The organism is Myxococcus llanfairpwllgwyngyllgogerychwyrndrobwllllantysiliogogogochensis (assembly GCF_006636215.1).
Classification (GTDB): Bacteria; Myxococcota; Myxococcia; order Myxococcales; family Myxococcaceae; genus Myxococcus; species Myxococcus llanfairpwllgwyngyllgogerychwyrndrobwllllantysiliogogogochensis.
The window spans coordinates 1-25,638 of sequence record NZ_VIFM01000063.1 but is presented as its reverse complement, the minus strand read 5'-3'; the positions used below and the strand labels follow the sequence as shown (position 1 = coordinate 25,638).

The 25,638-nt window shown below is 68.9% G+C and carries 17 protein-coding genes and 1 pseudogene; 13 read left to right on the top strand and 5 right to left on the bottom strand.

Annotated elements, in window-relative coordinates; genetic code table 11:
• The first annotated feature begins 182 nt into the window (after nucleotides 1-182).
• The 5 genes from FJV41_RS17735 (at nucleotide 183) to FJV41_RS17715 (ending at nucleotide 5,629) form a co-directional block, all read left to right on the top strand.
• Entirely contained in the window at nucleotides 183-389 is a 207-nt protein-coding gene (locus tag FJV41_RS17735) for a cold-shock protein (protein ID WP_141643684.1), read from the top strand.
• Between the two features lie 75 nt (nucleotides 390-464).
• A complete protein-coding gene (locus FJV41_RS17730) occupies nucleotides 465-647 on the top strand; it encodes a hypothetical protein (RefSeq protein ID WP_141643683.1) in 183 nt (60 codons plus the stop codon).
• 198 nt (nucleotides 648-845) lie between these two features.
• On the top strand, nucleotides 846-1,052 hold the full coding sequence (locus FJV41_RS17725; protein WP_141643682.1) for a cold-shock protein: 207 nt from the start codon (nucleotides 846-848) through the stop codon (nucleotides 1,050-1,052).
• 89 nt (nucleotides 1,053-1,141) lie between these two features.
• The gene (locus FJV41_RS17720; protein WP_141643681.1) at nucleotides 1,142-2,017 is read left to right on the top strand and encodes an ABC transporter ATP-binding protein; all 876 of its coding nucleotides are present in this window, start codon (nucleotides 1,142-1,144) and stop codon (nucleotides 2,015-2,017) included.
• A 9-nt stretch (nucleotides 2,018-2,026) separates the two neighbouring features.
• Nucleotides 2,027-5,629: an ABC transporter permease/M1 family aminopeptidase gene (locus tag FJV41_RS17715; protein ID WP_141643680.1), complete on the top strand. Its 3,603-nt coding sequence runs from the start codon at nucleotides 2,027-2,029 to the stop codon at nucleotides 5,627-5,629.
• Nucleotides 5,630-5,727: 98 nt separating this feature from the next.
• On the opposite strand, the gene FJV41_RS17710 is transcribed toward FJV41_RS17715, so the two are convergent.
• Both FJV41_RS17710 and FJV41_RS17705 read right to left on the bottom strand, forming a co-directional pair.
• Complete coding sequence (locus FJV41_RS17710) at nucleotides 5,728-7,404, bottom strand: long-chain-fatty-acid--CoA ligase (protein WP_141643679.1); 1,677 nt, start codon at nucleotides 7,402-7,404, stop codon at nucleotides 5,728-5,730.
• Nucleotides 7,405-7,550: 146 nt separating this feature from the next.
• On the bottom strand, nucleotides 7,551-8,195 hold the full coding sequence (locus tag FJV41_RS17705) for a helix-turn-helix transcriptional regulator (RefSeq protein ID WP_141643678.1): 645 nt from the start codon (nucleotides 8,193-8,195) through the stop codon (nucleotides 7,551-7,553).
• A 56-nt stretch (nucleotides 8,196-8,251) separates the two neighbouring features.
• On the opposite strand from FJV41_RS17705, the gene FJV41_RS17700 reads away from it, so the two are divergent.
• Both FJV41_RS17700 and FJV41_RS17695 read left to right on the top strand, forming a co-directional pair.
• Complete coding sequence (locus FJV41_RS17700; protein ID WP_141643700.1) at nucleotides 8,252-10,705, top strand: DNA polymerase domain-containing protein; 2,454 nt, start codon at nucleotides 8,252-8,254, stop codon at nucleotides 10,703-10,705.
• Between the two features lie 119 nt (nucleotides 10,706-10,824).
• Entirely contained in the window at nucleotides 10,825-12,465 is a 1,641-nt protein-coding gene (locus tag FJV41_RS17695; RefSeq protein ID WP_141643677.1) for a sigma 54-interacting transcriptional regulator, read from the top strand.
• 119 nt (nucleotides 12,466-12,584) lie between these two features.
• Here FJV41_RS17695 and FJV41_RS17690 read toward each other — a convergent pair whose 3' ends face one another.
• On the bottom strand, nucleotides 12,585-12,995 hold the full coding sequence (locus tag FJV41_RS17690) for a nuclear transport factor 2 family protein (RefSeq protein WP_141643676.1): 411 nt from the start codon (nucleotides 12,993-12,995) through the stop codon (nucleotides 12,585-12,587).
• A 197-nt stretch (nucleotides 12,996-13,192) separates the two neighbouring features.
• Here FJV41_RS17690 and FJV41_RS17685 point away from each other — a divergent pair, with 197 nt between their 5' ends.
• The 3 genes from FJV41_RS17685 to FJV41_RS17675 all read left to right on the top strand — a co-directional run bounded on the left by FJV41_RS17685 (nucleotide 13,193) and on the right by FJV41_RS17675 (nucleotide 20,100).
• On the top strand, nucleotides 13,193-14,764 hold the full coding sequence (locus FJV41_RS17685; protein ID WP_141643675.1) for a sigma-54-dependent Fis family transcriptional regulator: 1,572 nt from the start codon (nucleotides 13,193-13,195) through the stop codon (nucleotides 14,762-14,764).
• A 214-nt stretch (nucleotides 14,765-14,978) separates the two neighbouring features.
• Nucleotides 14,979-17,684, top strand: a complete 2,706-nt coding sequence (locus tag FJV41_RS17680; protein ID WP_141643674.1) for a hypothetical protein — start codon at nucleotides 14,979-14,981, stop codon at nucleotides 17,682-17,684.
• Nucleotides 17,685-18,402: 718 nt separating this feature from the next.
• Nucleotides 18,403-20,100 carry a dihydroxyacetone kinase family protein gene (locus tag FJV41_RS17675; protein WP_141643673.1) on the top strand — a complete coding sequence of 566 codons (1,698 nt, stop codon included), beginning with the start codon at nucleotides 18,403-18,405 and terminating at the stop codon, nucleotides 20,098-20,100.
• Here FJV41_RS17675 and FJV41_RS17670 read toward each other — a convergent pair.
• Nucleotides 20,090-21,145, bottom strand: a complete 1,056-nt coding sequence (locus FJV41_RS17670; protein ID WP_220137872.1) for a hypothetical protein — start codon at nucleotides 21,143-21,145, stop codon at nucleotides 20,090-20,092. The two genes, FJV41_RS17675 and FJV41_RS17670, sit on opposite strands and share 11 nt — an antisense overlap.
• A gap of 129 nt (nucleotides 21,146-21,274) precedes the next feature.
• Here FJV41_RS17670 and FJV41_RS17665 point away from each other — a divergent pair, with 129 nt between their 5' ends.
• The 3 genes from FJV41_RS17665 (at nucleotide 21,275) to FJV41_RS17655 (ending at nucleotide 25,108) form a co-directional block, all read left to right on the top strand.
• Nucleotides 21,275-21,886 (top strand): hypothetical protein, encoded by a 612-nt coding sequence (locus FJV41_RS17665; protein WP_141643672.1) that lies wholly within the window; start codon nucleotides 21,275-21,277, stop codon nucleotides 21,884-21,886.
• 168 nt (nucleotides 21,887-22,054) lie between these two features.
• Complete coding sequence (locus FJV41_RS17660) at nucleotides 22,055-24,169, top strand: endo-1,3-alpha-glucanase family glycosylhydrolase (protein WP_141643671.1); 2,115 nt, start codon at nucleotides 22,055-22,057, stop codon at nucleotides 24,167-24,169.
• A gap of 39 nt (nucleotides 24,170-24,208) precedes the next feature.
• Complete coding sequence (locus FJV41_RS17655; RefSeq protein WP_141643670.1) at nucleotides 24,209-25,108, top strand: WG repeat-containing protein; 900 nt, start codon at nucleotides 24,209-24,211, stop codon at nucleotides 25,106-25,108.
• Between the two features lie 9 nt (nucleotides 25,109-25,117).
• Here the strand turns inward: FJV41_RS17655 and FJV41_RS17650 are convergent.
• A pseudogene (locus FJV41_RS17650) lies at nucleotides 25,118-25,638 on the bottom strand (hypothetical protein); the annotation flags it as partial.

Sequence of the window (25,638 nt, the reverse complement as noted above, 5' to 3'; positions counted from 1 at the left end):
TTAAACTGAAACGAGAATTGTTCGGGTAGCTCGTGCGTTGTTCCGCGCGGGGTTGGGGTAGGTTGGTTTTTCGAGGCCTGGATGTGATGACAGGGGCCTCCTATCAGGCTAGAGGCAGTCCGGCACCCCAGATTTTGGGGTGAAAGGCGGCCTCGAATGCCGCAAGACGAAAGAAGACGCATATGGCGACTGGTTCCGTGAAGTGGTTCAACGACGCGAAGGGCTTTGGCTTCATCGCGCAGGATAATGGCGGCCCTGACGTGTTCTGCCACCACACCGCCATCCAGGCGGACGGCTTCCGGACCCTGGCCGAGGGTCAGAAGGTGGAGTTCGAAGTGCAGAAGGGGCCCAAGGGACTTCAGGCCTCGAACGTCCGCCCGATCGGCTGAGCGCGTCCGCTCCAGCACTCATGCCCGGTCTCCTTTTGAGTGAGGTCGGGCTTTTGCTTTCAGGAGGGAGGCGACATGCAAGGAAGGTCGACGAAGCGTCAGAAAGAGCAGGCGCGCAAGCAGCATCAGCAGGAAAAGGATGCCAAGCGCGAGCAGCGCAAGAAGGACAAGGGGGACAAGACGCCCCGCCAGCCTGGTGAAGTGGACCCGGACATCGCGGACATCATTCCCGGTCCGCAGCCGGTTGTGGAGTACTAGGTCCCCACCGCAGTCGGGCCCACCACGAAGCACCGTGGTGGGCCTTGTCGTATCCAGGGGGGCGGCCGAAAGCTCACCGGTGGATAGTCGCGAACGTCGCCCGTCGACAGGCGCCTCGGGTCCGGGCTACGCGTCGTCCCCCATGCCACTTTCCGGGCATGTGGCGACGCAAAAGTCGCGACAGGGAGGATGCCGCGTATGGCGACGGGTACCGTGAAGTGGTTCAACGACGCGAAGGGCTTCGGCTTTCTCGCGCAGGACGACGGTGGCGCGGACGTGTTCTGCCACCACACCTCCATTCAGACGGATGGCCACCGCACCTTGAGGGACGGGCAGAAGGTGGAGTTCGACGTGCAGAAGGGGCCCAAGGGACTCCAGGCCTCGAACGTCCGTCCCATCGACTGATGCGGGTCTGTTCGCCCCACGGCGCTGCAATCGCGCGGGGAGCCGGAGCGTAGCAAGGCGGTCATCCCTACCGCCCCACCGCGCTCCCCATGCTGCGAATCTCCGCTGTCTCGAAGTCGTATCCCAATGGGGTTCGAGCCCTCCAGGGCATCGACCTGACCATCGAACGAGGACTCTTCGGCCTGCTCGGGCCGAACGGCGCCGGCAAGTCCACGCTGATGCGCATCCTCGCCACGCTGCAGGAGCCTGACTCGGGGCAGGTGGTGTTCGACGGGCTGGACGTGCTCGCCCAGCCGCAGGCCCACCGGCGCCACCTGGGCTATCTGCCCCAGGACTTCGGCGTGTACCCGGGCGTGTCCGCCGAGGAGCTGCTCAACCACCTGGGCCTCCTCAAGGGCCTCACGCGCGCCAGGGAGCGCCGGGAGCAGGTGCAGGCGCTGCTGCACCTGACGAACCTCCATGCGCACCGCAAGAAGGCCGTGAGCGGCTTCTCCGGCGGCATGCGCCAGCGCTTCGGCATCGCCCAGGCGCTGTTGGGCAGCCCCCGGTTGCTCATCGTGGACGAGCCCACCGCGGGGTTGGACCCGGAGGAGCGCCAGCGCTTCCACAACCTGCTGGGGGAAGTGGGGGAGCACGTCGTCGTGCTGCTCTCCACGCACATCGTCGAGGACGTGCGCCAGCTGTGTCCGCGCATGGCCATCCTCAGCGAGGGGCAGGTGCTGTGCGAGGGCGCGCCCGAAGCGCTGGTGGCGTCCCTGGAGGGGCGGGTGTGGCGCAAGACGGTGGAGAAGGGGGCGGTGGCGCGGTACCGCGAGTCGTTCCCGGTCCTCTCCACGCAGCTCCAGGCGGGCCGCACGCGCGTGCATGTCCTCGCGGATGCGCGCCCGGAAGAGGGGTTCGAGCCGGTGGCTCCGGACCTGGAGGACGTCTACTTCTCGACGCTGTCCCACCGGCGCGCGGCGTAGGGACCCACCATGCTCCGGGGCATCCTCCACTTCGAATGGCGCTACCAGACGCGCCAGGCCGTCTTCTTCGCCGCGTCCGCGTTCTTCCTCGGGCTGGGCGTCCTGTTCGTCGCCACGGGCTACGGCGGTGACGGCATCCACGTCAACTCGCCCTACAGCGTCGCGAAGTCACTGGGGTTGTTGTCGCTCACGTCGCTCTTCGTGCTGGGCATCTTCTGCGCGAACACCGTGCAGCGCGACGCCGAGCACCGGATGACGGAGCTGCTCTACACCACGTCCGTCACCCAGCGGGACTACCTGCTGGGCCGCTTCCTGGGAGCGCTGCTGGCGACGCTCGCCGTGTTCGGCGTGGCGACGCTTTCGTTGATGGTCTCTCCGTTCGTGGTGGCGGTGGCGCCCGAGCAGTTGGGGCCCCTGAGTGTCGTGAGCTACCTGTGGGCGCTCGTGGTGCTCGTGGTGCCCAATGTCGTGTTCGCCGCGTCGCTGCTGTTCGCCGTCTCCGCGCTGTCGCGCAGCACGCTGGCCAGCTACGTCGGCGGCGTCCTCGTGTATGCGCTCTATATCGTCGGCGCCATGTGGGCGGACTCGCCGCTGATGGCGGGGGTGTCGCCGCAGACGCCGGAGGCCATGGCTCGCGCCGCGCTGTTGGACCCGTTTGGCCTGTCCGCCTTCTTCGAGCAGACGCGCTACTGGACGGAAGCCGAGCGCAACACGCGGCTGCTCTCGCTGGAGGGAAACCTCCTCTGGAACCGGCTCCTGTGGCTCGGCGTCGCGGCGTGCGTGCTGGGCGGGGTCCACTGGCGCTTCTCCTTCCGGAGCGCGGCGGTGAAGCCCCGGCGCGACGAGCGCTCCAGCGAGTCCGCGTCCACGGTGCCCTCCACGTACCGGCCTGTCGAAGTGGAGTCATCCCAGGGGCGCGGCATGACGTGGGACGTGCTGGTCTCCGCGACGCGGCTGGAGTTGCGGCACCTGCTGCGCAGCTGGCCGTTCCTGGCGCTGCTGGCGCTGTGGCTGTTCATGGTCGGCATGGAAATCGTGACGGGGGCGGGGCGAGGGGAGTACGGCACGCGTCGCATCCCCACCACGGGCCGGGTGCTGGAGAGCATCTGGACGCCGCTGTCCCAGCTCGGCACGCTGGTGCTCATCTACTTCGGCGCGGAGTTGGCGTGGCGGGAGCGCATGGCGCGCTTCGATGCGCTCCTCGACGCGACGCCCGTCTCCAGCGTCGTCTTCGTCGTGTCCAAGCTCGCGGCGCTCGTGGCGCTGGTGGGGGTGCTGACGGGGACACCCATGGTGCTGGGGGTGCTCTTCCAGCTCGCGCGCGGCCACCAACTCCTGGAGCCGGGCCTCTACCTGTCGCTGTTCTACTTCGCCGGGCTGCCGCTGGTGTTGTTCGCGGTGGCGGTGCTGTTCATCCAGACGGTGAGCCCGCATCGCTACGTGGGCATGGTGCTGAGCCTGGTGCTGGCCATCGTCGTGGGCCAGGGCGCGGGCTGGGGACTGGAGCATCCGCTGACGCGCTTTGGCGCGGCGCCCGAGGTGACTCACACCGACCTGAATGGCCATGGCCCGATGGCCGCGTCGTTCACCGCCTTCATGGTGTACTGGAGCGCCTTCGCGGGACTGCTGGCCCTGGTCACCTGGGGGCTGTGGCGGCGCGGGTTGGCGCCCCGGCTGGGGGTCCGGTTCCAGGCGCTTGCCGCTCGGTGGGGACGCGGGGGCCTGGCCGGCGCGGTGGGCTGTGGCGTGGTGCTCGTGGGCACGGGAGGACTCATCCTCCACGACACCTACGGGCTGAATGCCTACGAGTCCCGCGACACGTTCCTCGCGTGGCAGGCCGACTACGAGCGGACGTACAAAATCCACGAGGCGCTTCCGCTTCCCAGCATCGTCGCCGTGAAGTCCGCGGTGGACCTGTTCCCGGCCGAGGGCCGCTATCGCGTCACCGGGACGTACCGGCTGGAGAACAGGACGTTGTCGCCCATCGACACGGTGTGGGTCGCCGTGCCTCGGACCGCCCGGCCCGTCTCGCTGGCGCTGCGAGGCGCGGAGCAGGTGGCCCATGACGAGCGCTTCGGCATGTACTGCTTCAAGCTGGCCTCCCCGCTGCTTCCGGGAGATGTGTCGGAGCTGTCCTTCGACGTCACGCGGGAGGAGCGGGGCGTGAGGGCGGGAGACTTCGAGCTGTCGCTGGTGGAGAACGGCTCCTTCATCCGGCAGACGGAGGCGTTCCCCACGCTGGGCTACCGACGGACGTACGAGATGGGCAACCCGGCCCGGCGGAGGGAGCTCGGCCTGCCGGAGATTCCGAGGATGCCTCCACTGGATGAGAGTGGCGCCGCGCCCGCGCCGTCGCCCCAGGTCTGGCACACCCTCGACGTGACGGTGTCCACGGCGGAAGACCAGACGGCGATTGCGCCAGGGACGTTGCGCAAGGAGTGGAGCGAGGGTGGGCGGCGCTACTTCCACTACGTGGTGGACCGGCCGATGACGCCGATGTTCGCCATCGTCTCGGCCCGCTATGCCGTGGAGAAGACGCGGCACCAGGGCGTCGACGTGGAGGTGTATTACCACCCCGCGCATCCCTACAACGTGAAGGCCATCCTGACGGCGATGACGCGCTCGCTCGACGACTTTGGCGCGCGTTTCCATCGCTACCCGGACACGCAGTTGCGCGTGGTGGAGATTCCCTCGTACTGGGACTTCGGCGCGTTCGCGATGAGTCAGGTCATCTACTTCGTGGAGGACCGGGGCTTCCTCACCGACATGGGGCGGGAGGACGCGGTGGACCTGGTGACGCGGCGCACGGCGCACGAGGTGGCCCACCAGTGGTGGGGCCACATGCTGGACCCGGCCTCCGTGGAAGGCGCGACGATGCTGGTGGAGTCGCTGACCAAGTACTCCGAGCAGCGGGTGCTGGCGGGGCTGCACGGAGAGCGCTCGCTGCTCCCCGTGCTGGCCTTCGACCGGGACCGCTATCTCTCGGGTCGCGCCGAGGAGGCGGAGCAGGAGCCGCCGCTCTACAAGGGGACGGGCCAGTCGTACCTCTACTATGGCAAGGGCGCGCTGGTGATGAACGCGCTGCGGGACTTGCTGGGCGAGGCGAAGCTGGACGCGGCGCTGCGCCACCTGCTGCACGCGCAGGCCCGGGAGAACTCGCTGACGACGCTGGACCTGCGGGACGCGCTGCACGCGGAGGCGTCCGCCGAACAGCAGGTCCTCATCGACCAGTGGCTGAAAGAGGTCGTGCTGTACGACTTGAAGGTGGAGTCCGCCACGGTGGAGGCGCAGGCGGATGGACGCTTCCGGGTGACGGCCCGGGTGTCCACGTCCAAGCACGCGCGCCGGGGCAGCGAGGCTGTCCCCCTGCCGCTGGACGAAGCCCTGGACGTCGCCGTCTACAGCGAGTCGCCGCGAGACGGCTCCGGAGAGGACGTCCCGCTGCACGTGGAGCGCCTGCGCTTCCAGGGCGCTTCGACGCAGGTGTCCTTCGTGGTGGACAAGCGCCCGACGCACGTCGGGGTGGACCCCTTCTTCCTGCGCATCGAGCGCGAGCGCGGCGACAACTTCCGGAAGCTGGAGGCGCGAGCGGAGGCGTCGGCGTCGCGCTGAACGAACACGGTCCGCTCGACCGAGGGAGGCCGGACCTGTCCCGGCGACGACCGGAGCGGCGAGGATGCCGCTCCGGCCGACGTGACGTCACCTGGAACTCAGGCGACCTTCTTCTCGCGCAGCTCGCGCCGCAGAATCTTGCCGACGTTCGTCTTCGGCAGCTCCGTGCGGAACTCGATGTGCTTGGGACGCTTGTAGCCGGTGAGCTGCTCACGGCAGAAGTCCATCAACTGGGCCTCCGTGAGCGACGGGTCCTTCTTCACGACGAAGAGCTTCACGACCTCGCCCGAGTGCTCGTCGGGGATGCCCACGGCGGCCACTTCCAGCACGCCGGGGTGCATCGCCACCACGCCCTCGACTTCGTTCGGGTACACGTTGAAGCCGGACACCAGAATCATGTCCTTCTTGCGGTCCACGATGCGGGTGTGGCCGCGCTCGTCCATGATGCCGATGTCGCCGGAGCGGAAGAAGCCGTCGGCGAACATCACCTTCTCCGTCTCGTCCGGACGGTTCCAGTAGCCGGCCATGACCTGCGGCCCGCGGATACAGATTTCGCCCGACTCTCCCATCGGAACGTCGTTGCCGTCCTCGTCGCGGATGGCGATCTCCGTGCCGGGAACCGGCAGGCCGATGGTGCCCGAGTACTCCGTGGCGATGGGCGTGTTGCTGGTGGCCACCGGAGACGTCTCCGACAGACCGTAGCCCTCGATGAGCGGCACGCGCGTGGCGGCGAACCACTTGTCCGCCACCGCCTTCTGCACCGCCATGCCTCCGCCGTTGGAGACCATCAGGTGGGAGAAGTCGAGCTTGCTGAAGTCCGGGTGGTTGACCAGCGCGTTGTAGAGCGTGTTCACCGCCGGGAGGATGTGGAACGGCTGCTCCGACAGCGTCTTGATGAACGCCGGGATGTCGCGCGGGTTGGGGATGAGCACGTTCATCGCGCCCATGCGCATGCCCATCAGGCCGCACACGGTGAGCGCGAAGATGTGGTACATCGGCAGCGCGCAGATGATGTTCGCCTGCTCGATGTTCCGGCCCTTCATCGCGGGCTGGAGCCACGCCTCCACCTGCAACAGGTTGGCGATGACGTTGCGGTGCAGCAGCATCGCGCCCTTCGACACACCCGTCGTGCCACCCGTGTACTGCAGGAACGCGATGTCATCGCGCGTGGTGGTGGCGGGGGTGAGCGTGCGCGTGCCTCCCTCGGCCAGCACCTGCTTGAAGCTGGTGGCGCGCGGAAGCTGGAACGCGGGCACCATCTTCTTGACCTTGCGGACCACGAAGTTGACCAGCGTGCCCTTGAAGCCGCCCAACAGGTCGCCCATCGTCGCGACGACGACGTGCCGCACCGGCGTCTTGTCCAGCACCTGCTGCAACGTGACGGCGAAGTTCTCCAGGATGAAGATGGCCTGGGCGCCGCTGTCCTTGAGCTGGTACTCCAGCTCGCGCGGCGTGTAGAGCGGGTTGATGTTCACCACGATGTAGCCGGCGCGCAGAATCGCGGCGATGCACACCGGATACTGCAACACGTTGGGCATCATGATGGCGACGGTGGCGCCCTTCTCCAGGCCCCGGGATTGGAGCCACGCGCCCACGCGCCGCGACAACGCGTCCAGCTCCCGGTACGTGATGAACTTGCCCATGCACTTGAAGGCAGGCCGGTCCGCGTACTTGGTGAACGATTCTTCCAGCAGGTGCGTCAGCGTCGGGTACTGCCGGTCATCGATTTCCGCCGGAACTCCAGGCGGGTAGTGCTTCAACCAGGGCTTCTCCATCGGGCTCGCCTCCAAGGCGCGTGTCGTTGATGGGTTCGGGGACGCGGATGCTATCCCGATTGCGCGCACGACCGGCCCCCGGGTCGGCGGTTGTTGGGTGTCTGCCTTTGATGCGCTGCGGCATGGCCGCGCGAGACGGGCGTCGGTCAGGTCCCGAAGGCGCGCGTGACTTCGGCCTGGACGATGCGGTCCACCCGGTAGTGCCGCCGCTCGCCGCTCCTCACGTCGAGTGCGTCCAGGCGAGTCTCGTGCCGGTCCATCACCACCGAGACGATTCGCACCTCTCGCGTGGTTTCCAGGAAGTTGCCGTCCACGTAGGTGATGCGCAGGGGCTGTTGCTCGAACCAGGCGCGCTCAATCGCCGCTCGGACGGACGCCTTGCTCGGCAGCGACGGCACTCCGAGGAAGGACAGCTCCTTGAGCCTGTCGAGCAGCTCGCGCTGCGCCGACGTGGAGAGGGCCGCCCGCACCTTGTCCAGCGCCGACTCCAGCGTCCCCGTGAAGGGCAACAGCCGCATGTCGATGGCGAAGCGCCCCAGCGCCACCAGCAGTGCCGCCTCCCGCGCCGTGAAGTTCACCGGCGGTAGGCTGTAGCTGCGGTCCAACGCGTAGCCGCCACCCCGCCCACGCTCCGCGGCCACCGGCATTGACGCGGCGCGCAAGGTGTCGAGGTCGCGGTAGATGGTGCGCACGGTGACACCGAAGCGCTCCGCCAGCGTCTCCGCCGTCACGCCGGTGCGGCGGCCTCTGAGGTACTCAGCGAGGGCGAAGAGTCGCTCGGTGCGTTGCATGCGGGGTGATACCTGACATACCGCTGACAACCGTGGGCGGCAAGCTGTGGGGCATGATGAGCGGCATGGTGGAGGACGAGTGGCTGTGGGGTTGGGACGCGACACCGGGCATCGTCTCGGTGTGGGCGGAGCCCGACGGCCGCGCGTCCATATGGCGGCGGATTCCGGGGACGGGGGAGCTGGTGCGCGAGGACGTGCGCTTCCGGCCCTGGCTGGTGCTCTCCACGCTGGAGGACCTGGACCACCTGGGCGCGCGGCTCAAGCCGGAGCGCGAGGGCTACGTTCCGGGCCGGGTGACGTTCCAGGAATTGTCGGGGCCGGGGGCGCTGCGCTTCCTCATCCGAGCGGAGGATGGGCGCGCGCTGGCGTCGGACGTGCTGCAGGGCGTGTCGCGGCGGCTGGGGCGCCCGTATTCGAATCTGCGCGACTTGAGCCCGGGCATGGTGCTGTCGCTGCCGCCGGAGGAGCAGTACCTCACGGCCTCCGGTCGCACGTACTTCCGGGGGCTGGGCTTCGATGAGCTGCACCGGCTCCAGTTCGACCTGGAGACCACGGGGTTGGACCCGGGCAGGGACCGCATCTTCCTCATCGCGCTGCGCGGGCCTCAAGGCGAGCCGGAGGTGCTGGAGGCGCACGGTGAAGGTGACGCGGCGGAGGCAGACCTGCTGCGCCGCTTCGTCGAGCGGGTGCGCGTGCTGGACCCGGACGTCATCGAGAACCACAACCTGCACGGCTTCGACCTGCCGTTCGTCGCGCGGCGCGCGAAGCTGCTCAACGTCTCCCTGCCCCTGGGCCGCGCGGGAGGTCCCGGGTTGCGGCACCGGCCGTCCGCGCGAGGCTCGGCGCTGGGACGCGGCGCGGAGCGCAGCGCGGACCCGATGCGGCGCGCGCGCTTCACGGTGCCCGGACGCGAGTTCATCGACACGATGGACGCGGTGCTGCGGCACGACTTCGCCGTGCGAGACCTGCCGGGCCACGGGCTCAAGGCCGTCGCGCGGCACTTCGGCATCGCGGGGCCGGCGCGCGAGTACATCCCTGGCGCGCGCGTACACGAGGTCTTCCAGACGGACCCGGAGCGCGTGCGGCGCTATGCGCGCGACGACGTGGGGGAAGCGGAGGGACTGGCGCGACTGCTGGGCGGGGCGGCCTTCGCGCTCGCTCGCATGGCGCCCCGCCGCTACGAGCGACTGGCGGACGCGGGCGCGGCCACGGGGGTGTTGGACCCGCTGCTGGTGCGGGCGTACCTGCGGGCGGGTGCGGCGCTCCCCGCGCACGAGGAGGGAGATGGCACGTCGCACAGCGGCGCGGCGCTCCACCTGTTCGCCACCGGAGTGGCCCGGCGCGTGGTGAAGGCCGACGTGGCCAGCCTCTATCCGTCGCTGATGCGCGAGTACCGCATCGGCCCGAAGCGGGACCGCCTGGGGGCGTTGCTGTCGATGGTGGACCGGCTGACGGACCAGCGACTGGCGGCGAAGAAGCGGGCGCGCGCGGCGGCGCCGGGCTCATCCGAGCGACACGAGAACGAAGCGCTCTCCGCGGCGATGAAGCTGGTCGTCAACTCGGCCTATGGCTACCTGGGCGCCTCCGGGTTGACGCGCTTCTCGGACGTGCACGCGGCCAACGAGGTGACCCGGCGTGGGCGCGCGGTGCTGGCGCTCCTGTGTCGCGAGCTGGCCCGCAGGGGTGTCACGCTGCTGGAGGCGGACACGGACGGCGTGTACTTCGCGGTGCCGGAGGACTGGCGCGAGGAGGATGAGCGCCGGGTGGTGGCGGAGGTCGCCGCGCTGTTGCCCCAGCGCGTCCAGCTCGAGTTCGACGGCCGCTATGCGGCCATGCTCTCGCATGAACCGAAGAACTACGCGCTCCAGGCCTACGACGGGACGCTGCTGCTCAAGGGCGTGGCCTTCCGCTCCAGTCGCGCCGAGCCCTTCGGTGAGGCCTTCCTGCGTCGCGCGGTGCGCTGCCTGCTGGCCGGAGACCTCGCGGCGGTGCGGGACGTGTATGTCTCCACGGTGATGGCGCTGCGCAGGCGACAGGTGCCCACGACGGAGGTCGCCGCGCACGTCCGGTTGACGAAGGACTCCGCTCAGTACGGCGCGTTGCGCGAGCGCCGGCGCGAGCTGCCCTACGAGGCCATGCTCGCTGCCGGAAGGAAGAGCTGGGGCTCCGGCGAGCACATCCGCGTCTACCGAGCCGTGGGGGGACGTGCGGGGCTGTTGCCGGAGCCGGAGCCCGACGACATCGGGAGCACTTCCTCCGAGGCGGGGAACGAACCGCGCGACTACGACGTCGAATACTACGTGCGGCTGTTGAAGGAGACGTTCGCCGCGCGGCTGGTGCGGGGGCTGACGCCGCTCGACTTCTCCACCGTCTTCGATGACCCGGGCCAGCCGTCCCTCTTCACGCCCTCGCTCGCGGACGCGAAGCCCATCCTCACCGTGGTGGCGGAGCCGCCGGAAGACGAGGCGCCGGAGGACTCGCGGGCGGACGAGTCCCCGGGAGGTCCGTAGGTTGAATCGCCCGCTCGCCAACGTCCGGCGGGGTGTGTTGGCTTCTGGGCAGGTGAGGGAAGGGCGCGTGGGACCGCCGTGTAGGATTGAAGCCGCTGACGAGAGGTCCAGGTCGCTTCATGCAGCGCAAGTCCGCCGACCAGGGGGAATCGACCGCGGGGCACTCATCCGGAGCGAGCGCCCTGGTTCGTCGGCGCGTGCCCACGCTGACCATCGTCTCTCACCCCGACCTGCAGCGAGCGGGGGAGCGGGCGCTGCTCGAGGTGATGGAGACGCTGGGCGTGCCCATGTCCGTGTCGCGCAACGGACCGGACTTCGCGCGACCGGGCGCGAGCGGCGCGCGGCCCTTGGACGACCCGTTCCTCAGTCGCACGCCGTTGATGCTGGAGCCTCGGCCCCACGGCGGGCTCCGGCTGATGACTCCGATGCAGGGCACCCACGTGCGAGTCGGCGACCTGACCGTCAGGAGTGGCGGCGTGGAGCTGACGCAGGCGGAGCTGGGCGCGGGTGTGCCCCTGGTGCTCGCCGAGCGCGTGGTGTTGTTGCTGCACCTGACGTCCGTTCCGGGCCCGAGAGCCGGTGGGGACCTGGGACTCGTGGGGCCCTCCGAGCAGCTCCAGCAGCTCCGGGACGACATCCTGCGAGTGGCGGACCTCCAGGTGCCGGTGCTCATCCGAGGTGAGACGGGCACGGGCAAGGAGCTGGTGGCGCGCGCCATCCACGAGCACGGCCCGCGTCGCTCGGGGCCCTTTGTCAGCGTCAACCTGGGCGCGCTCTCCAAGGACCTGGTGGCCTCGGAGCTGTTCGGCGCGCAGCGAGGCGCGTACACGGGGGCCAGCAGGGACCGTGAAGGCTTCTTCCGCGCCGCGCATGGCGGCACCCTGCTCCTGGACGAAGTGGGGGAGGCTCCCTCCGAAGTGCAGACGGCGCTCCTTCGTGTACTGGAGACGGGCGAGGTGTATCCGGTGGGCAGCCATGTCCCGGTGCCCGTGGACGTGCGGCTCGTCGCGGCGACGGACGCGGACCTGGAGACGCGCATCGCGGAGCGGCTCTTCAAGGCGCCGCTCCTGCACCGGCTGGCGGGCTTCGAGCTGCGGGTGCCCGCCTTGCGCGAGCGCCGCGAGGACATGGGCCCCCTGTTCCTCCACTTCGCGCGTCGGGAACTGGCGGTCATCGGTGAGGCACATCGACTGATGGCGGGAGATATCCGTGGCGAGCCCTGGCTGCCCGCGTCCCTGGTGGCGCGGCTGCTGCGTTATGCGTGGCCCGGCAACGTGCGGCAGTTGCACAACGTCACCCGGCAGCTCGTCATCGGGAGCCGGGGGCTCTCCCAACTGCGCGTGGAAGCGCACCTGGAACAGCTGCTCGACTCCGCGACCACGCCCGTCGGGGGACGCGCGCTTCCAGAGCCCGCCTTGCGCTGGGCCGACGTGGATGCCTTGGGGAGGACCCTGATGCCGGGAGTGTCCATCCGTCGGCGGCCGTCGGACGTGGGGGAGCAGGAGCTGCTGGCGACCCTGCGCGCCAGTGGGTGGGACCTCCAGGCGACCGCGGTGCGGCTGGGCATCTCCCGGTCCTCCGTCTACCTGCTCATCGAGAAGAGCACGCTCCTGAGGTCCGCGGGCGAAGTGAGCCCCGAGGAACTCACCCGGTGCTTTCATGAGTGCGCGGGTGACGTCGATGAGATGGCGCAGCGCCTGGAGGTCTCCCGCCGCGCGCTCCTGCGCCGCATCCGCGAGCTCGGCCTGGACGGCGTCTGACGTTCGGGCGCGCCTGGGCGCTGTGGCCTGCTTCGGCTTGAGGATGCTGGCCGTCCTCCAGCACTGGCGGCTTCCCTCCGTGCCAGTGCCTTGAGAGGCGGTGGACCCGCTGGCGGGACTCAGCGGTAGCGCCGCTCCACCTCGAGGATGGGGATGTCGTTGGCGCTCATGTCGCGGCGGCGCATCAGTCCCTCGGCGTCGAACTCCCAGTGCTCGTTGCCATGGGTGCGGAACCACTGCCCCGTGGCGTCGTGCCACTCGTATTCGAAGCGCACGGAGATGCGGTACTCGGTGAAGCACCACAACTCCTTCATCAGCCGGTAGTCCAGCTCCCGGGCCCACTTGCGCCGCAGGAAGTCCGTGATGGCCTCGCGCCCCCGGAAGAACTCGGTGCGGTTGCGCCACTCGGAATCCTCCGTGTAGGCGAGCGCCACCCGCTCGGGGTCTCTGCTGTTCCACGCGTTCTCGGCGGCCTGGACCTTGGCGCGAGCCGTCTCCAGCGTGAAGGGCGGGCGAAGAGGTGAGGGCATGTCCTGCTCCTGTCTTGAGATGGGAAGCAGGGCCTCCCATGGAAGTGAAGCCTCCACCCATTGCACTCCCCGTGCCCTCGCCGCGCTCGCTGCTGACGCCGGACTGAACCAGGATGCGTACTTCGCTCGTCACCACGAAATCTCGGGGTGGACGAGAAGTCGTGGCGACCCGAGGCGCGCCTGGGTAAGCAGGAGCGATGTACGCCGAGGCGCTCCAGTCCATCTCCCTGGCCATGGCCCAGGTCCGCTCGGTGGACCTGCTGCTCGCCCGCATCGTCCAGGGGCTCGCCGCGCAGCCGGATGTGGCGCTGGGCCGCATCTGGCTCATCGCGCCGGGTGACCTCTGTGGGACGTGTCCCATGCGCGCCGAGTGTCCGGACACCTCCCGGTGTCTGCATCTGGCGGCGAGCGCGGGGGGCTCCCGGAAGAGCGACGAGGAGTGGTCAGGCCTGGAGGGAGCCTTCCGGCGCTTTCCCCTGGGCGTGCGCAAGGTGGGCCAGGTCGGGGCGACCGGAGAGGCCGTCCTCCTCCAGTGCGCCTCCGGAGATGCGGACTGGCTGGTGCGGCGGGAGTGGGCGCGCCGCGAGGGCATCCAGAGCTTCGCGGCCCAGCCCCTCGTCTTCCGGGGCGAAGTGCTCGGGGTGCTGGCCGTGTTCAGCCGCCGCAAGCTGGGGCGCTCGGAGTTCTCGTGGCTGCGTGCGTTCGCGGACCATGCGGCGGTGGCCCTCTCCAACGCGCGGGCCTTCGAGGAGGTGGCTCGGCTGAGAGGGCAGCTCGAGCTGGAGCGCGACTATCTGCGGGAAGAAGTGAAGGACGCGCTCTCCTTCGGAGAAATCGTGGGCCGCGGGGGGGCCCTCCGGCGGGTGCTTCAGCAGATTCAGCCCGTGGCGGCCACGACGGCCAGCGTGCTGATTCTCGGGGAGTCGGGGGTGGGCAAGGAACTCATCGCCCGTGCCATCCACGAGCAGAGCCCTCGCCGGGAGCGGCCCCTCATCCGCGTCAACTGCGCCTCCATTCCCCGGGAGCTGTTCGAAAGCGAGTTCTTCGGCCACGTGCGAGGGGCCTTCACGGGAGCGCACCGGGACAGGGCGGGCCGCTTCCAGGCTGCTGACGGGGGAACGCTCTTCCTCGACGAGGTGGGGGAGATTCCCCTGGAGCTGCAGGGCAAGTTGCTGCGGGTGCTCCAGGAGGGCTCGTTCGAGCGTGTCGGCGAGGACGTTACGCGCAAGGTGGACGTGCGAATCGTCGCCGCCACCAACCGGGACTTGAAGGGAGAGGCGGCGGCGGGGCGGTTCCGCGAGGACCTCTACTACCGGTTGAGCGTCTTCCCCATCGAGGTGCCGCCGCTGCGTCAGCGACTGGAGGATGTCCCGCTGCTCGCCGAGCACTTCCTCGAACGTGTCTCCGCACGGCTCAAGGTTCCCGTGCCCCGGATGAGCCAGGCCCAGGTGCAGGCGCTCCAGCGCTACGACTGGCCCGGCAACGTCCGAGAGCTGGAGAACGTCCTGGAGCGCGCCGTCATCCTCTCGCGCGGTGGGAGGCTGCGGTTGGACCAGGCCCTTCCGGAGGGCCGCCAACCGATGACGGGGGGCACCGCCTCCTTCCTCACCGAGCGGGAGTGGCGCCGCCGGGAGAAGGACAACCTGAAGGCGGCCCTGTCGGCGGCGGGCGGCAAGGTGTACGGCCCGGGTGGAGCCGCCGAGCTGCTGGGCCTGGCTCCAACGACGCTGGCCTCCCGACTCAAGGTGCTGGGCATCAAGGTCCGCTGAGCGGCACCGCGCGTTCGTGACGCTGTGCCACGAGACTTCGTGGTTCACGAATTATCGTGGTCCCCGGACTCCCCGCGTCAATATTTCAACTCAGTAGCAATTGACTCAGGGTGGTGTGAATCGCCGGATTATCCGCCCATCCGGAAACTATTGTATCTGAATTGACGATATTCCGGGATGACTGGCCGCTCCGGCCCCCCTCCTGGAGTCTCGCGTGCTTCGTGCGCCGTGTTTGCCGCTGTGCCTGCTCGTCTTGGGGTTGTCCTCCACCGCCCTGGGACAACCCTTGGTGGACGCGGGGGCACCCTTCGGGATGCTTCCCCTGATTGACGAAGTGAACTGCGGAGACCCCGCGGATCCACATCCCGTCATCCACGGCGCCAACAGCACCTCGACGATTCGCTCTCTCACGCTGGACGGGGTGACGCGTCCGGTGCGCGCGATGACGATGGGGCCGCGGGCGAAGTCCTTCTCCTACAAGCTGGGGGCGGGCAAGGGGCTCCAGGCCGGACGTGCCTACCTGTTGGTGGTGGAGTACCCGGATGACGAGTCGCGGCTGATGGGGGTGGCCAACAAGGGCGCCGACAAGTTCCGGGGCATCAGCACCGGCACGTCCATTGGCGACTTCCGGGAGCAGTACGCCTATCCCAATCCGGAGTCGCTCAAGTATCCGCTGTCGCGCAAGTGGCAGCAGTTCCGGCAGTTCTTCTACCTGCATGACCGCTTCGCGCCCATCGTCGGTCAGCGCAACGTGGAGGACACCCGGCGCCCCGAGGGACCGGCGAATGGTTTCTGGGTCTCCGTGGGGCACTTCGCGCGCCATGGCTCACCGACGGACAAGGGCACGGCCGTCTCGCGCATCCGGCTCTTCGAGGTCCCGAATCCCGCGAGCCTGGACCTGGCCATCAACTATCCGCCCGCGCCGCTGCCTCGCAGGCATGTCTTCTGGCGGGAGGAGATGAACGACGACACGGCCATCTGCGCGCAGGGCGCGGAGACGGACTGTCAGCCCGCGACCTCGCCCGGCACGTGGTTCGACTACCGCATGAAGCAGGCGAAGTTCCTCGGCATCGACACGTACGGGCACGACCTGATGGAGTTCGGCTACACGGAGGGTTGGGACGCGGACTCGTTCTCCGCGCCACCGTGGTACGTTCAGCCCAGGGACCCGACGCTGTGGGCCACGGCGGTGTCTCGCGCGGCGGCCAACGGGTTCTCCGTGCTGCCCTATTACGAATACACCGGTGCCATCTCCGGTGAGCGCGTCTACACGAGCACGTCGTGCGTGCAGGACTCCGATTGCAAGTCCATCTCCAAGTGGCACACCTGCATCGAGCCCTGGCAGCAGCCGCCGGTGTGTGGGCTCAAGCCGCTGGGTGAGCAGCGCCGGTGCAAGCCGCTGTTCGACCGGGACGGGGACATCTACTCGCCCATCTACTGGGCGGACGACAACTGCGTGGATGTGTCGGACCCGGATGCGCTGGCGGACGTGAAGAAGTTGATGGACGCCACGGTGCTCCACTTCAAGAGCCAGGTGAACTTCCTGGGTGCGTGGTTCCGCACGCGCCCCACGGACCTTCCGGTGAGCTTCGCGCCGGAGGCGCTCGGCCGGTTCTCGAATGACACGGGTCAGAGCGTGTCGCGCCCCATGCTCCAGACGAACGTCACGCTGCGGGCGCAGTACTACGCGTGGTGGTTCGGCAAGCGGCGCGCCTTCCTGGAGGCCATCCGCGACTATCTCCGGCAGAACGGCGTGGCGAATGCGCAGGTCCTCTTCACTCCGTATCCGGAAGAGGGGCTGCCCACGCCGGAAGACCTGCCGGACATGGCGGTTACCGTCACGGACGATCCGGCCGCATGGTCCGTCATCGACAACCAGGGGTGCTGCGCGCCGGGTGACGCCACGGACCGCTGCTGTCAGTACCGCTATCCCCCCACCGAGCCCGCCGCGTTCCTCCAGGACGGCACGTACCGCAAGGCCCTCACCTCGGACGAGCTGCCGCCCACCGAGCACCTGAACCGCAGCTGGGGCGAGCCCTTCAACAGCTTCCCGCCGGCGGACCCGGACCGCTACAAGACGTCGGAGGGCGTCTACCTGACGTATCCATTCAATCGCCTCTACAGCGTGGCGGACAGCGCGCTGCTCAACCGCTTCCGCACCGCATCCGGTCTGGCGATGGTGCACCACTTCCCGCTGAACGAGGACGACGGCAAGGGTGACTACGCCAAGGACACGGCGGACGAGCGCTATGGCAACTGGCCGATGGGGGGGTTGTGGGGTTACCTCTCCATGTCGGTGGACCGGCAGGGGCCGTACTCCATGCTGGCCGAGGCGCGCGCGGTGGCCAACGGGGACCCGACGCTGCTCGGATATCTCGAAGCCTCGTCCATCAGCCGTGGCTTCCCCGAGTACACGCGGGCCTTCCATGCGGCGTATCTCGCGCTGCCCGCGTTGCCGAGCACCGTGGTGGCCGGCGCGGCGTCGGACGCGGAGGTCGTCGTGCGGAAGATGGTCTCGGCGCAGGGCAACTTCTACGCGGTGGTGAACACGTCGATGCAGTCGAAGCAGGGCGTGACCATCACGCTGCCCGGCGAGACGCAGCCCATCGTGGACCGGGTGAGCCGAGGCATCGTGTCCGGTGCGAACCTCAATCTGTACCCGGGCCAGCTCCTGGCGTGGCAGGTGGGAGGCGCGACGGGCGGCGGGACGGATGGTGGAACGGGACCGACGGACGCGGGCTCGGGGCCAGGGTGTCTTGACGCTACGGGCATGGGGGACGCGGAACCGTTCAAGGCGCTGGGCGCGGACGCCGAGGCGGAGCAGGGCTGTGGCGGTTGCGGCACGCGTGGGGGAACGGGCGCCATCACGCTGATGGGGCTCATGGGGCTCGCGCTGTGGTTGCGTCACCGACGCGCGTGAGGAAGCACGACGGCGGGTGACGCGCACCAGGTCCGCCGTTTCCGCCGAGGCTTCAGCGGAGAACGGCGGGCTCGGGCGTGGGTTTGCGTGCTGGAGCTCGCTTCCGTCACCGGCGGACGCGACCGTCATGCGGCGCCGCGCACCGTTCCTGTCGTTTCCGCCGAGGCTTCCGTGTGGAGCGGTGGGCCCTGGGTGTGGGTTTGCGTGCTGGGGCTCCCTTCCGTCGCTGTCGGACGCAAGTGCCATGCAGTGACGAGCACCAGGTCTGTCGTTGCCGCCGAGGCTTCAAGTTGCTGGGCGTGGTCTTCATGCCGGGCTCGCGTCCATCGCCGTCGGACGCGACCGTCATGCGGCGCCGCGCACCGGGCCTGTCGTTGCCGCAGAGGTTTCAAGTGGGAGCGGCGGGCCCTGGATGTGGGTTTGCGTGCAGAGGGGATCCTTCGTCGCTGTCGGACTCGAGCGTCATGCAGTGACTCGCACCGGGTCCGCCGTTTCCGCCGAGGCTTCAGTGTGGAGCGGTGGGCCCTGGGTGTGGGTTTGCCTGCCGGGGCTCGCCTCCGTCGCTGTCGGACGCGAGCGTCATGCGGCGGGGCGATGGCTGGCGGACGTTTCCGACGCGGGCGCCCCCGTCATGCCGCTCGTCCCGACGCCGTGCCGGTATGCCCGTGCTTTACTCCCGCCGTTCAGGCCGTCCGCCGCAGCCAAGGAGCAGGAACCGGTGAAGAAGCTCGTCAATGAGCCCAGGGCCGTCGTGAGGCAGATGTTGGAGGGATTCGTCGCGCTCGCTCCGGGGCAGGTGTTGCTCGACGAGGAGACGGTGGTCATCCGCGCCGACACGCCGGCCGACCCCCGGCAGCGCAAGGTCTCCGTCATCTCGGGGGGTGGCAGCGGGCATGAGCCGGCGCATGCGGGCTACGTGGGCGCGGGCATGCTCGACGCGGCGGTCGCCGGGGACGTGTTCACCTCACCGAGCACGGACGCCGTGCTCACCGCCATCCGCGCGGTGTCCGGCCCCGCGGGCTCGCTCCTCGTGGTGAAGAACTACACCGGTGATCGGCTCAACTTCGGCCTCGCCGCCGAGCTGGCCCGCGCGGAGGGCATCCCCGTGGAGGTCGTCGTGGTCGCCGATGACGTCGCCCTGCGCGACACCGTCGAACCCGCGCGACGTCGCGGCATCGCCGGCACCGTGCTCGTCCACAAAATCGCGGGCGCCGCCGCGGCTGCGGGCCTGTCCCTGAAGGACGTGCTCCGTGAAGCGCAGGCGGCCTCGGCGGAGCTGGGCACCATGGGCGTCGCGCTCGGCCCGTGCACCGTTCCCGCGGCGGGCCGTCCTGGCTTCACGCTGGGCGACGATGAAATCGAGCTGGGCCTGGGCATCCACGGTGAGCAGGGCGTGCGACGCGCCCCACTCCAACAGGTCGATGTGCTGGTGGACACGTTGCTCTCCACCATCATCGAGGACCGGAACCTCGAAGCACGCACCCCGGTGGCCCTGCTCGTCAATGGACTGGGTGGCACTCCACCGATGGAGCTGGCCATGGTCACGCGTCGAGCCCTCACGCTCCTTCGCGAGCGCGGCCTGCGAGTCGAGCGGGCCTGGACCGGGACGTTCCTCTCCGCGCTGGAGATGCCGGGCTGCTCGCTGTCCGTGCTGAAGCTGGACGACTCGCGCCTCGCCCGGCTCGACGCGAAGACCACCGCACCCGCATGGGGAGGGGAGGGCCGCCTCGCACCCGAGCGGCCCGTGCGTTCCGTCCCCGCCACGCCGCTCACACCTCCCAGCCAGGAGGCACGTCAACCGGGAATGGAGCGCGTGAAGGAGGCCGCGCTCGCCGTGGCCACGGCCTTCGAGGCGAGCGAGACACGCCTCACGGAACTCGACAGCGCGGCGGGAGACGGGGACCTGGGCCTCAGTCTGTCGCGCGGCGCGGCGGCGATTCGCGCCCTGCCCGAGTCCTCCTGGACGAATCCCTCGCGAGCCCTCACGTCCATCGGTGATGCCCTGCGGCGCGCCATCGGCGGAAGCTCGGGGCCGTTCTACGCCACGGCGCTGCTGCGCGCCGCGCGGCGGCTCTCCGAGGGCTCCACCGATGCTCCCGCCTGGGCGGATGCGTTCGGCCTCGCCGTCGACGCGGTGGCTCAGCTCGGCGGAGCTCGGCCCGGAGACCGCACCATGCTCGATGCGCTCAAGCCCGCCGCCGATGCCTTCGCGCGAGAGCTGAAGGCCGGAAGGTCGACCGCCGAGGCCTGGGCCGCGACGGTGCGCGAGGGTGAGCAGGGCGCGGAGGCCACCGCGCGCATGCAGCCTCGGCTCGGACGCGCCAGCTACCTGGGGAGCAGGGCGCTCGGTGTGCCCGATGCGGGCGCCGCCGCCGTCGTTGTCTGGTTGAAGGCGCTCACGCCCTTCATCGGATGAGCGTTGGAGAGTTGCCCTGCGGCGCGGCCCGCTCCGGCGGACCGCCAACGGGCCGGATGGCTTCCCTGGGGCGACGCGGAGGACGCCAGCCGAGCGATACCCGGAGATAGGGCGCCGGGCCCGTGGACTGGAGCAACCCCAACTCCACCCGGTCCCGGTCCTTGTCGAGCAGCGCGTAGTCGTTCAGGAAGTCGAGCCCGATGGACGAGCTGACCCAGAGGTTTCCGTTGCCCAGGCGCGCATTCACCGTGGGGCCGAAGCGCAGTGCCGTCTCCCGGATGTAGTGCGGCCTGGGGCCCTGCTCGTCATACGGGATGCGAGAACGGAAGACCTGCTGATCGAACATGCCGGTGATGCCCAGCTCCAGCCCGTCGCCCACCTTGTACAACATGGCGAGTCGAGGCAGGCCCACCTCCAGGATGTACGGCCCCTTGCGGTACGCGAAGGCAATCATGGGGACGACGGGCGTGGCGTCGAACGGATACAGCGCCACCAGTCCGAACGTCAGCCGCACGTCCGGGTCTCCTCCAATCAGGTAGTTCGCCATGGCGAAGCCCGCCCACGAGGTGTCCAGCCCGAAGTCGAAGGAACTCTTGAAGTCCGTGCGCGTGTTCGCCACCGCGCCCGTCACCAGCATCCACCGGGGTGTGAGCGGACGAATCAGCGTGAGTCCGAGCTGGAAGCGATGGAACTGTCTTCCCAGCTTCTCCTCGGCGACGTCCGCGAGCGGGCCGTGCTGCTCCAGCCCCATGAAGCGCGTCTCGTAGCCGAAGGAGGGCACGAGCACCGTGCGACCCAGGAACACGGGCGGGAGAGGGAGGCGCAGCTCCAACTGCTTGCGCTCATCCAGTCTGCCGCCTTGTGAGCCAATCTCGGTGCCGCGCGCGAAGGTGACGCCAACGTAGGCCCGGTCCTCCGTCGTCTGCGCACCCGCCGTCTGGGCGAAGAGCAGCGCGCAGGCGAGCAGCGCTCCCTGGGCGGCCACGCCCCGAGCACCCGCGCTCCAGAGCGTCGAAACCCACCGGACAGTCCTGGTCAATGCCACGCAGACCTCACACCGTTTTCCCGGCCGAAGCTCCCAGTATACCCGGAGCCGAGCGGCCAAGGCTTCTCATGGAGGTTTGGCCAGGACATTCCACTCGTCAGGAGCCGGGCGGACTCCTAGCCTGGATGCATGACGCTCTTCGAAAAGTTGCTCCAGGAACCCTCGCTCCACGCTCACGCTGGCTCGGCCGCCAAGCGGGCCTCGCTCAAGGCGAAGCTGTCGCCCTCGGCCGAAGTGAAGCAGGTGACCACGGACCTGAGGATCTCCGAGGGACAGGACCAGCTTCTCGACGCGAAGAGCGTCACCGTGAAGGGCAACCTCATCATCGAGGACCAGGGCCGCCTGCTCGTCGCGGGAGACCTGGTGGTAGAGGGCAACATCATCCACGAGGGCTTCGACTACTCGCTGCTTTTCGTCGGAGGCTCGCTCAAGGCGAACAACCTCCTCTTCCACGGAGAGATTGTCGTGCTGGGCGACTTCGCCCTCCAGGGTGTGGCGTGGACCTACTACAGCGACTACTCCGCCTACGCGGACACGCTGTCCGCCCGGCTCGTCGTCTCGGATGACCGTGAGGACGCCATCGACAAGGTGCGCGCGCCGCAGCACCTCGTGGGCCATTCCAGCGAAATCGGTCCCAAGCTGGGCAAGCTGCTCCACAAGGGGCTGGTGGATGAGGAGGGCGAGTGGTCCTACACCACGCTCGCGAAGAAACTCCTGAAGAAGGAAGAGCTGCTGCCGTGACGTGAGCCCCGGCCAGGGCCTCGCTCCAACGGTCCGCTCGGCTCAAGGACTTACAGGTAAAACGCGAAAGACATCCGGATTGTCTGCGCCATCCGGAGACCTCCTGTGTCTCGGGGATAACCCCCCTCTCTTCGTCCCCCCGGGCGAAGGGCCTCTCGAGGTTGATCGATGCGCATCCCGATGGATTTTCCGAGGGCGCGGCTCGCCGCGTTCCTGCTAGCGCCCCTGCTGTCAATGTCCTGCGCGGGAGGCGCTCCTGACGAGTCGCTTCCCTCTGGAGACGGCGCTCCCGAAGTGGGCGCGCTCCCCACGACGCCGGACGCGGACCTGGCCGCCGCCGCCGCGCCTTCACTCGCGACGGTGCTCGTCGCGACGGGCGCGTCGTGGCGCTACCTGGACACGGGCGTGGACCTGGGCACGACGTGGTCGGCGACGGGCTTCTCCGACGCGGCCTGGCCCGCGGGTGCTTCGCCGCTGGGCTACGCGGAGACGGACCTGTCCACGGCGGTCTCCTACGGCTCCAACGCGACGAACAAGCACATCACCACGTACTTCCGGCACGCCTTCACCGTCGCGGACGCGGCGCGGGTCAGCGAGCTGCTGGTGCGGCTGCAGCGGGATGACGGGGCCATCGTCTACCTGAACGGCACGGAGGTCTTCCGCAGCAACCTGCCCGCCGGAACGGTGGGCTACCGCACGCTGGCGCCCGCCACCGTCTCGTTGCCCGCGGAAGAGCAGACGTGGATGAGTCAGGCCATCGACGTGGCGGCGCTGCGCACGGGGACGAACGTCCTCGCGGTGGAGTTGCACCAGTCCGCGGCGAACACGTCCGATGCGCGCTTCAACCTGGAGCTGAGCGCCACGCTGACGACCGCGCCGACGCCCATCTCCGCGTGCTACCCGTTCGACATGCCGACGACGGCGGCGCTGCGCGCGGCGCCGAAGAAGGTCTTCGGTTTCTATTACCCCATCTTCCCCATCTCCATCGACAACGCGCAGCCCGCGTCGGACTACTGGACGGGCTGGATGACGCCCGAGTCGCGCAACGGCGAGTACGCCAACATCGGTGGACTGATGAGGGACCGGCCGTTGCCCCGCGCCCCCTGGGCCGACAGCGCGTGGCGGCAGCGTGATTTCGAGACGGAGGTCCGCCGCGCGATTGCCTCCGGCATGGATGGCTTCCTCTACGAGCACCCGTACCGCGTCTCGTCCGACACGCGGAACAACCAGCTCACCGTCATGCTCGCCGCGGCGGCGGCGGTGGACCCGGAGTTCCGCATCGTCCTCAGTCCGGACTTCCCCACCGAGGCCGCGGGCACCACGGATGGACTGGTGTCGATGATTGCCTCCGTGGCCAATCACCCGTCCGTGCACAAGCTCGATGGCGCCATCGTCCTCGCCACCTTCAACCCCGAGCGCAAGTCGGTGGCCTGGTGGACGGAGCTGAAGACGCGGCTGGCGGCGCAGAACATCCAGGTCACCTTCTGGCCGCTCCTGTCGTACACGGGCGACGTGACGAAGTACGCGGAGTGGAACCCCCTGGTGACGGGCTTCTCCACGTGGGGCGAGCGCACCGCGCAGTCCGCGGAGAACATGCGCCGCTGGAGCGTGGAGTCGCACCGCCGAGGCAAGAAGTGGATGTCCCCCGTCGCGTTCGAGGACGTGCGCCACAAGCTCACCGACAGCGAGAACAGCAGCCGCGTGTACTGGGAGGCGCAGAACAGCCTCGCGTTCCGCTCGCAGTTCGAGAAGGCGATTGAGGGCGACGCGGACTGGGTCACCCTGCTGACGCTGACCGACTACGGCGAGTCGTGGATGACGGCGTCGCAGGAGCGCGGCTACGTCGTCATGGATTGGATTGCGTACTACACCACGTGGTTCAAGACGGGTCAGCGGCCCACCATCGTCCGCGACACGCTCTACTACACGCACCGCCGGCACCGCACGGATGCGCCCTTCAACGCCGCGAAGCAGACGGCGCGCGTGATGAAGCTGCGGGGCGGGGTCGCCGCGTCCAACCAGGTGGAGCTGCTCGCCTTCCTCAAGGAGCCGGGCCGGCTGGTCATCACCCAGGGCACCGACGTGCGCACGCTGGATGTGACGAGCGCGGGAGTGACGGCCTTCCAGGCGGCGCTGGTCCCCGGCACCACGCCTGTCTTCGAGCTCCAGCGCAACGGTGTCACCGTCCAGCGCCTGGAGAGCAAGACGCCCATCCTCGCGCAAACCGTTTATCAGGACCTCATGTATCACGCGGGCGGCGGACGCTCCTGCACGCGGCCCTGAGCGTCGACGGGCGCGGGCCCGGAGGATAGGGTCCGCGCCGTGACAACGCGTTACGGCTTCATCGACACGAAGGGGGAGCTGGTCATCCCCAGCCCCCATGGCACGCCCTTCAGCTTCAACGAAGGCCACGCTCGCATGCCCGTCGAGGGCGGCTGGGCCTTCATCGACGTGAAGGGCCAACGGACGCTCGACGTGAAGCGTGCGTTCACCGGCTTCAGCGATGGGCTGGCCCTGACGGACGCGGGCTTCATCGACGTGAAGGGCAAGCTCGTGTTGCCGGTGGAGTTCAAGGCGAACTTCACGAAGTACGTCGTGGCCGGGGCGACCTACGTCAACGTGGGGCGCTTCGGCTCGGGGCTCGCGCCGGTGATGCGCGCGGGGGCGAAGGGCTCCGATTCGTACATCAACCGGAGGGGCGAGGTGGTGCTGGACGGGTTCGGCGGTGGACTCGCCCGGCCCTTCTTCGACGGCAAGGCACACGTCGTCTTGAAGGAGCGCCCCAAGGCAGAGCAGAGCCGGCTCATCGACCCCAAGGGCCAGTGCCTCGCCAGCTTCGACTTCGAGACGATGGGTCGCTTCTCGGACGGGCTGGCGCTGGTCGTGAAGGGCAAGAAGTTCGGCTTCGTGGAGGAGTCCGGCGCCTGGGTGCTGGAGCCTGGCTTCTCGAACTGGGACACGAGCCTGACGGAGTGCGCGTTTCGCGAGGGGCTTGCTCCCGTGAAGCAGAAGGGCGCCTATGGCTTCATCGACCGGAAGGGGGCCCTGGTCATCGAGCCCCGCTTCCAGGCGGTGAATGGCACTTTCTCGGAAGGGCTGGCCGCCGTGAAGGAGAACGGCCTGTTCGGCTACCTGCGCCCGGACGGAAGCTGGGCGGTGACACCCCGCTTCGCTTCCGCCCAGCCCTTCTCCCACGGGCTGGCCGTGGTGTTGAACGGCTGACGATGCGCGCTACTTCGACGGCGTGTCGGTGCCCGTGGTCAGCAGGTGCGCGGGCACGGGCGTGGCGGTGGCCACGTTCCAACTGTCGGGGCGGCCGGCCACGTCACCGGTGGGCCGCACGCCGTTGCCCAGCACGCCCGTCTTGTTCCGGCCCCAGGAGTAGATGGTGCCGTCCGTCGCGGTGGCGTAGTTGTAGAACGACTGCGCGGTGTTGTGCAGGGCCGTGAAGGTAACGCCCGGGGCCACCTGCACGGGGCGGAAGACCATCTTCTCGTACTTGCCCCAGTCCCAGTTGTACGGGGAGTGGTAGGTGGCGAAATCCAGCATCGCTCCATTGCCCACCTCGCCCAGCGCGCTGTCGCCCCAACCCCACAGCGTTCCGTTGTCCAGAATCACGTGGGTGACGTGGCCGCTCGCGGAGACGTGGACGACCTTGTGCGTACCGAACTCCGGGAATGACAACTTCACGGGCGTGGACACCGGATACCAACCGCCTTGCGGTGGGCCGAGCCCCTGTCTCTTAGACACAA

Excerpts from the sequence above, each read along its gene's own strand:
- FJV41_RS17735 (WP_141643684.1), top strand. The coding sequence starts at position 183 with ATGGCGACTGGTTCCGTGAAGTGGTTCAACGACGCGAAGGGCTTTGGC.
- FJV41_RS17730 (WP_141643683.1), top strand. The coding sequence starts at position 465 with ATGCAAGGAAGGTCGACGAAGCGTCAGAAAGAGCAGGCGCGCAAGCAG.
- FJV41_RS17725 (WP_141643682.1), top strand. The coding sequence starts at position 846 with ATGGCGACGGGTACCGTGAAGTGGTTCAACGACGCGAAGGGCTTCGGC.
- FJV41_RS17720 (WP_141643681.1), top strand. The coding sequence starts at position 1,142 with ATGCTGCGAATCTCCGCTGTCTCGAAGTCGTATCCCAATGGGGTTCGA.
- FJV41_RS17715 (WP_141643680.1), top strand. The coding sequence starts at position 2,027 with ATGCTCCGGGGCATCCTCCACTTCGAATGGCGCTACCAGACGCGCCAG.
- FJV41_RS17710 (WP_141643679.1), bottom strand. The coding sequence starts at position 7,404 with ATGGAGAAGCCCTGGTTGAAGCACTACCCGCCTGGAGTTCCGGCGGAA.
- FJV41_RS17705 (WP_141643678.1), bottom strand. The coding sequence starts at position 8,195 with ATGCAACGCACCGAGCGACTCTTCGCCCTCGCTGAGTACCTCAGAGGC.
- FJV41_RS17700 (WP_141643700.1), top strand. The coding sequence starts at position 8,252 with ATGAGCGGCATGGTGGAGGACGAGTGGCTGTGGGGTTGGGACGCGACA.
- FJV41_RS17695 (WP_141643677.1), top strand. The coding sequence starts at position 10,825 with ATGCAGCGCAAGTCCGCCGACCAGGGGGAATCGACCGCGGGGCACTCA.
- FJV41_RS17690 (WP_141643676.1), bottom strand. The coding sequence starts at position 12,995 with ATGCCCTCACCTCTTCGCCCGCCCTTCACGCTGGAGACGGCTCGCGCC.
- FJV41_RS17685 (WP_141643675.1), top strand. The coding sequence starts at position 13,193 with ATGTACGCCGAGGCGCTCCAGTCCATCTCCCTGGCCATGGCCCAGGTC.
- FJV41_RS17665 (WP_141643672.1), top strand. The coding sequence starts at position 21,275 with ATGACGCTCTTCGAAAAGTTGCTCCAGGAACCCTCGCTCCACGCTCAC.
- FJV41_RS17660 (WP_141643671.1), top strand. The coding sequence starts at position 22,055 with ATGCGCATCCCGATGGATTTTCCGAGGGCGCGGCTCGCCGCGTTCCTG.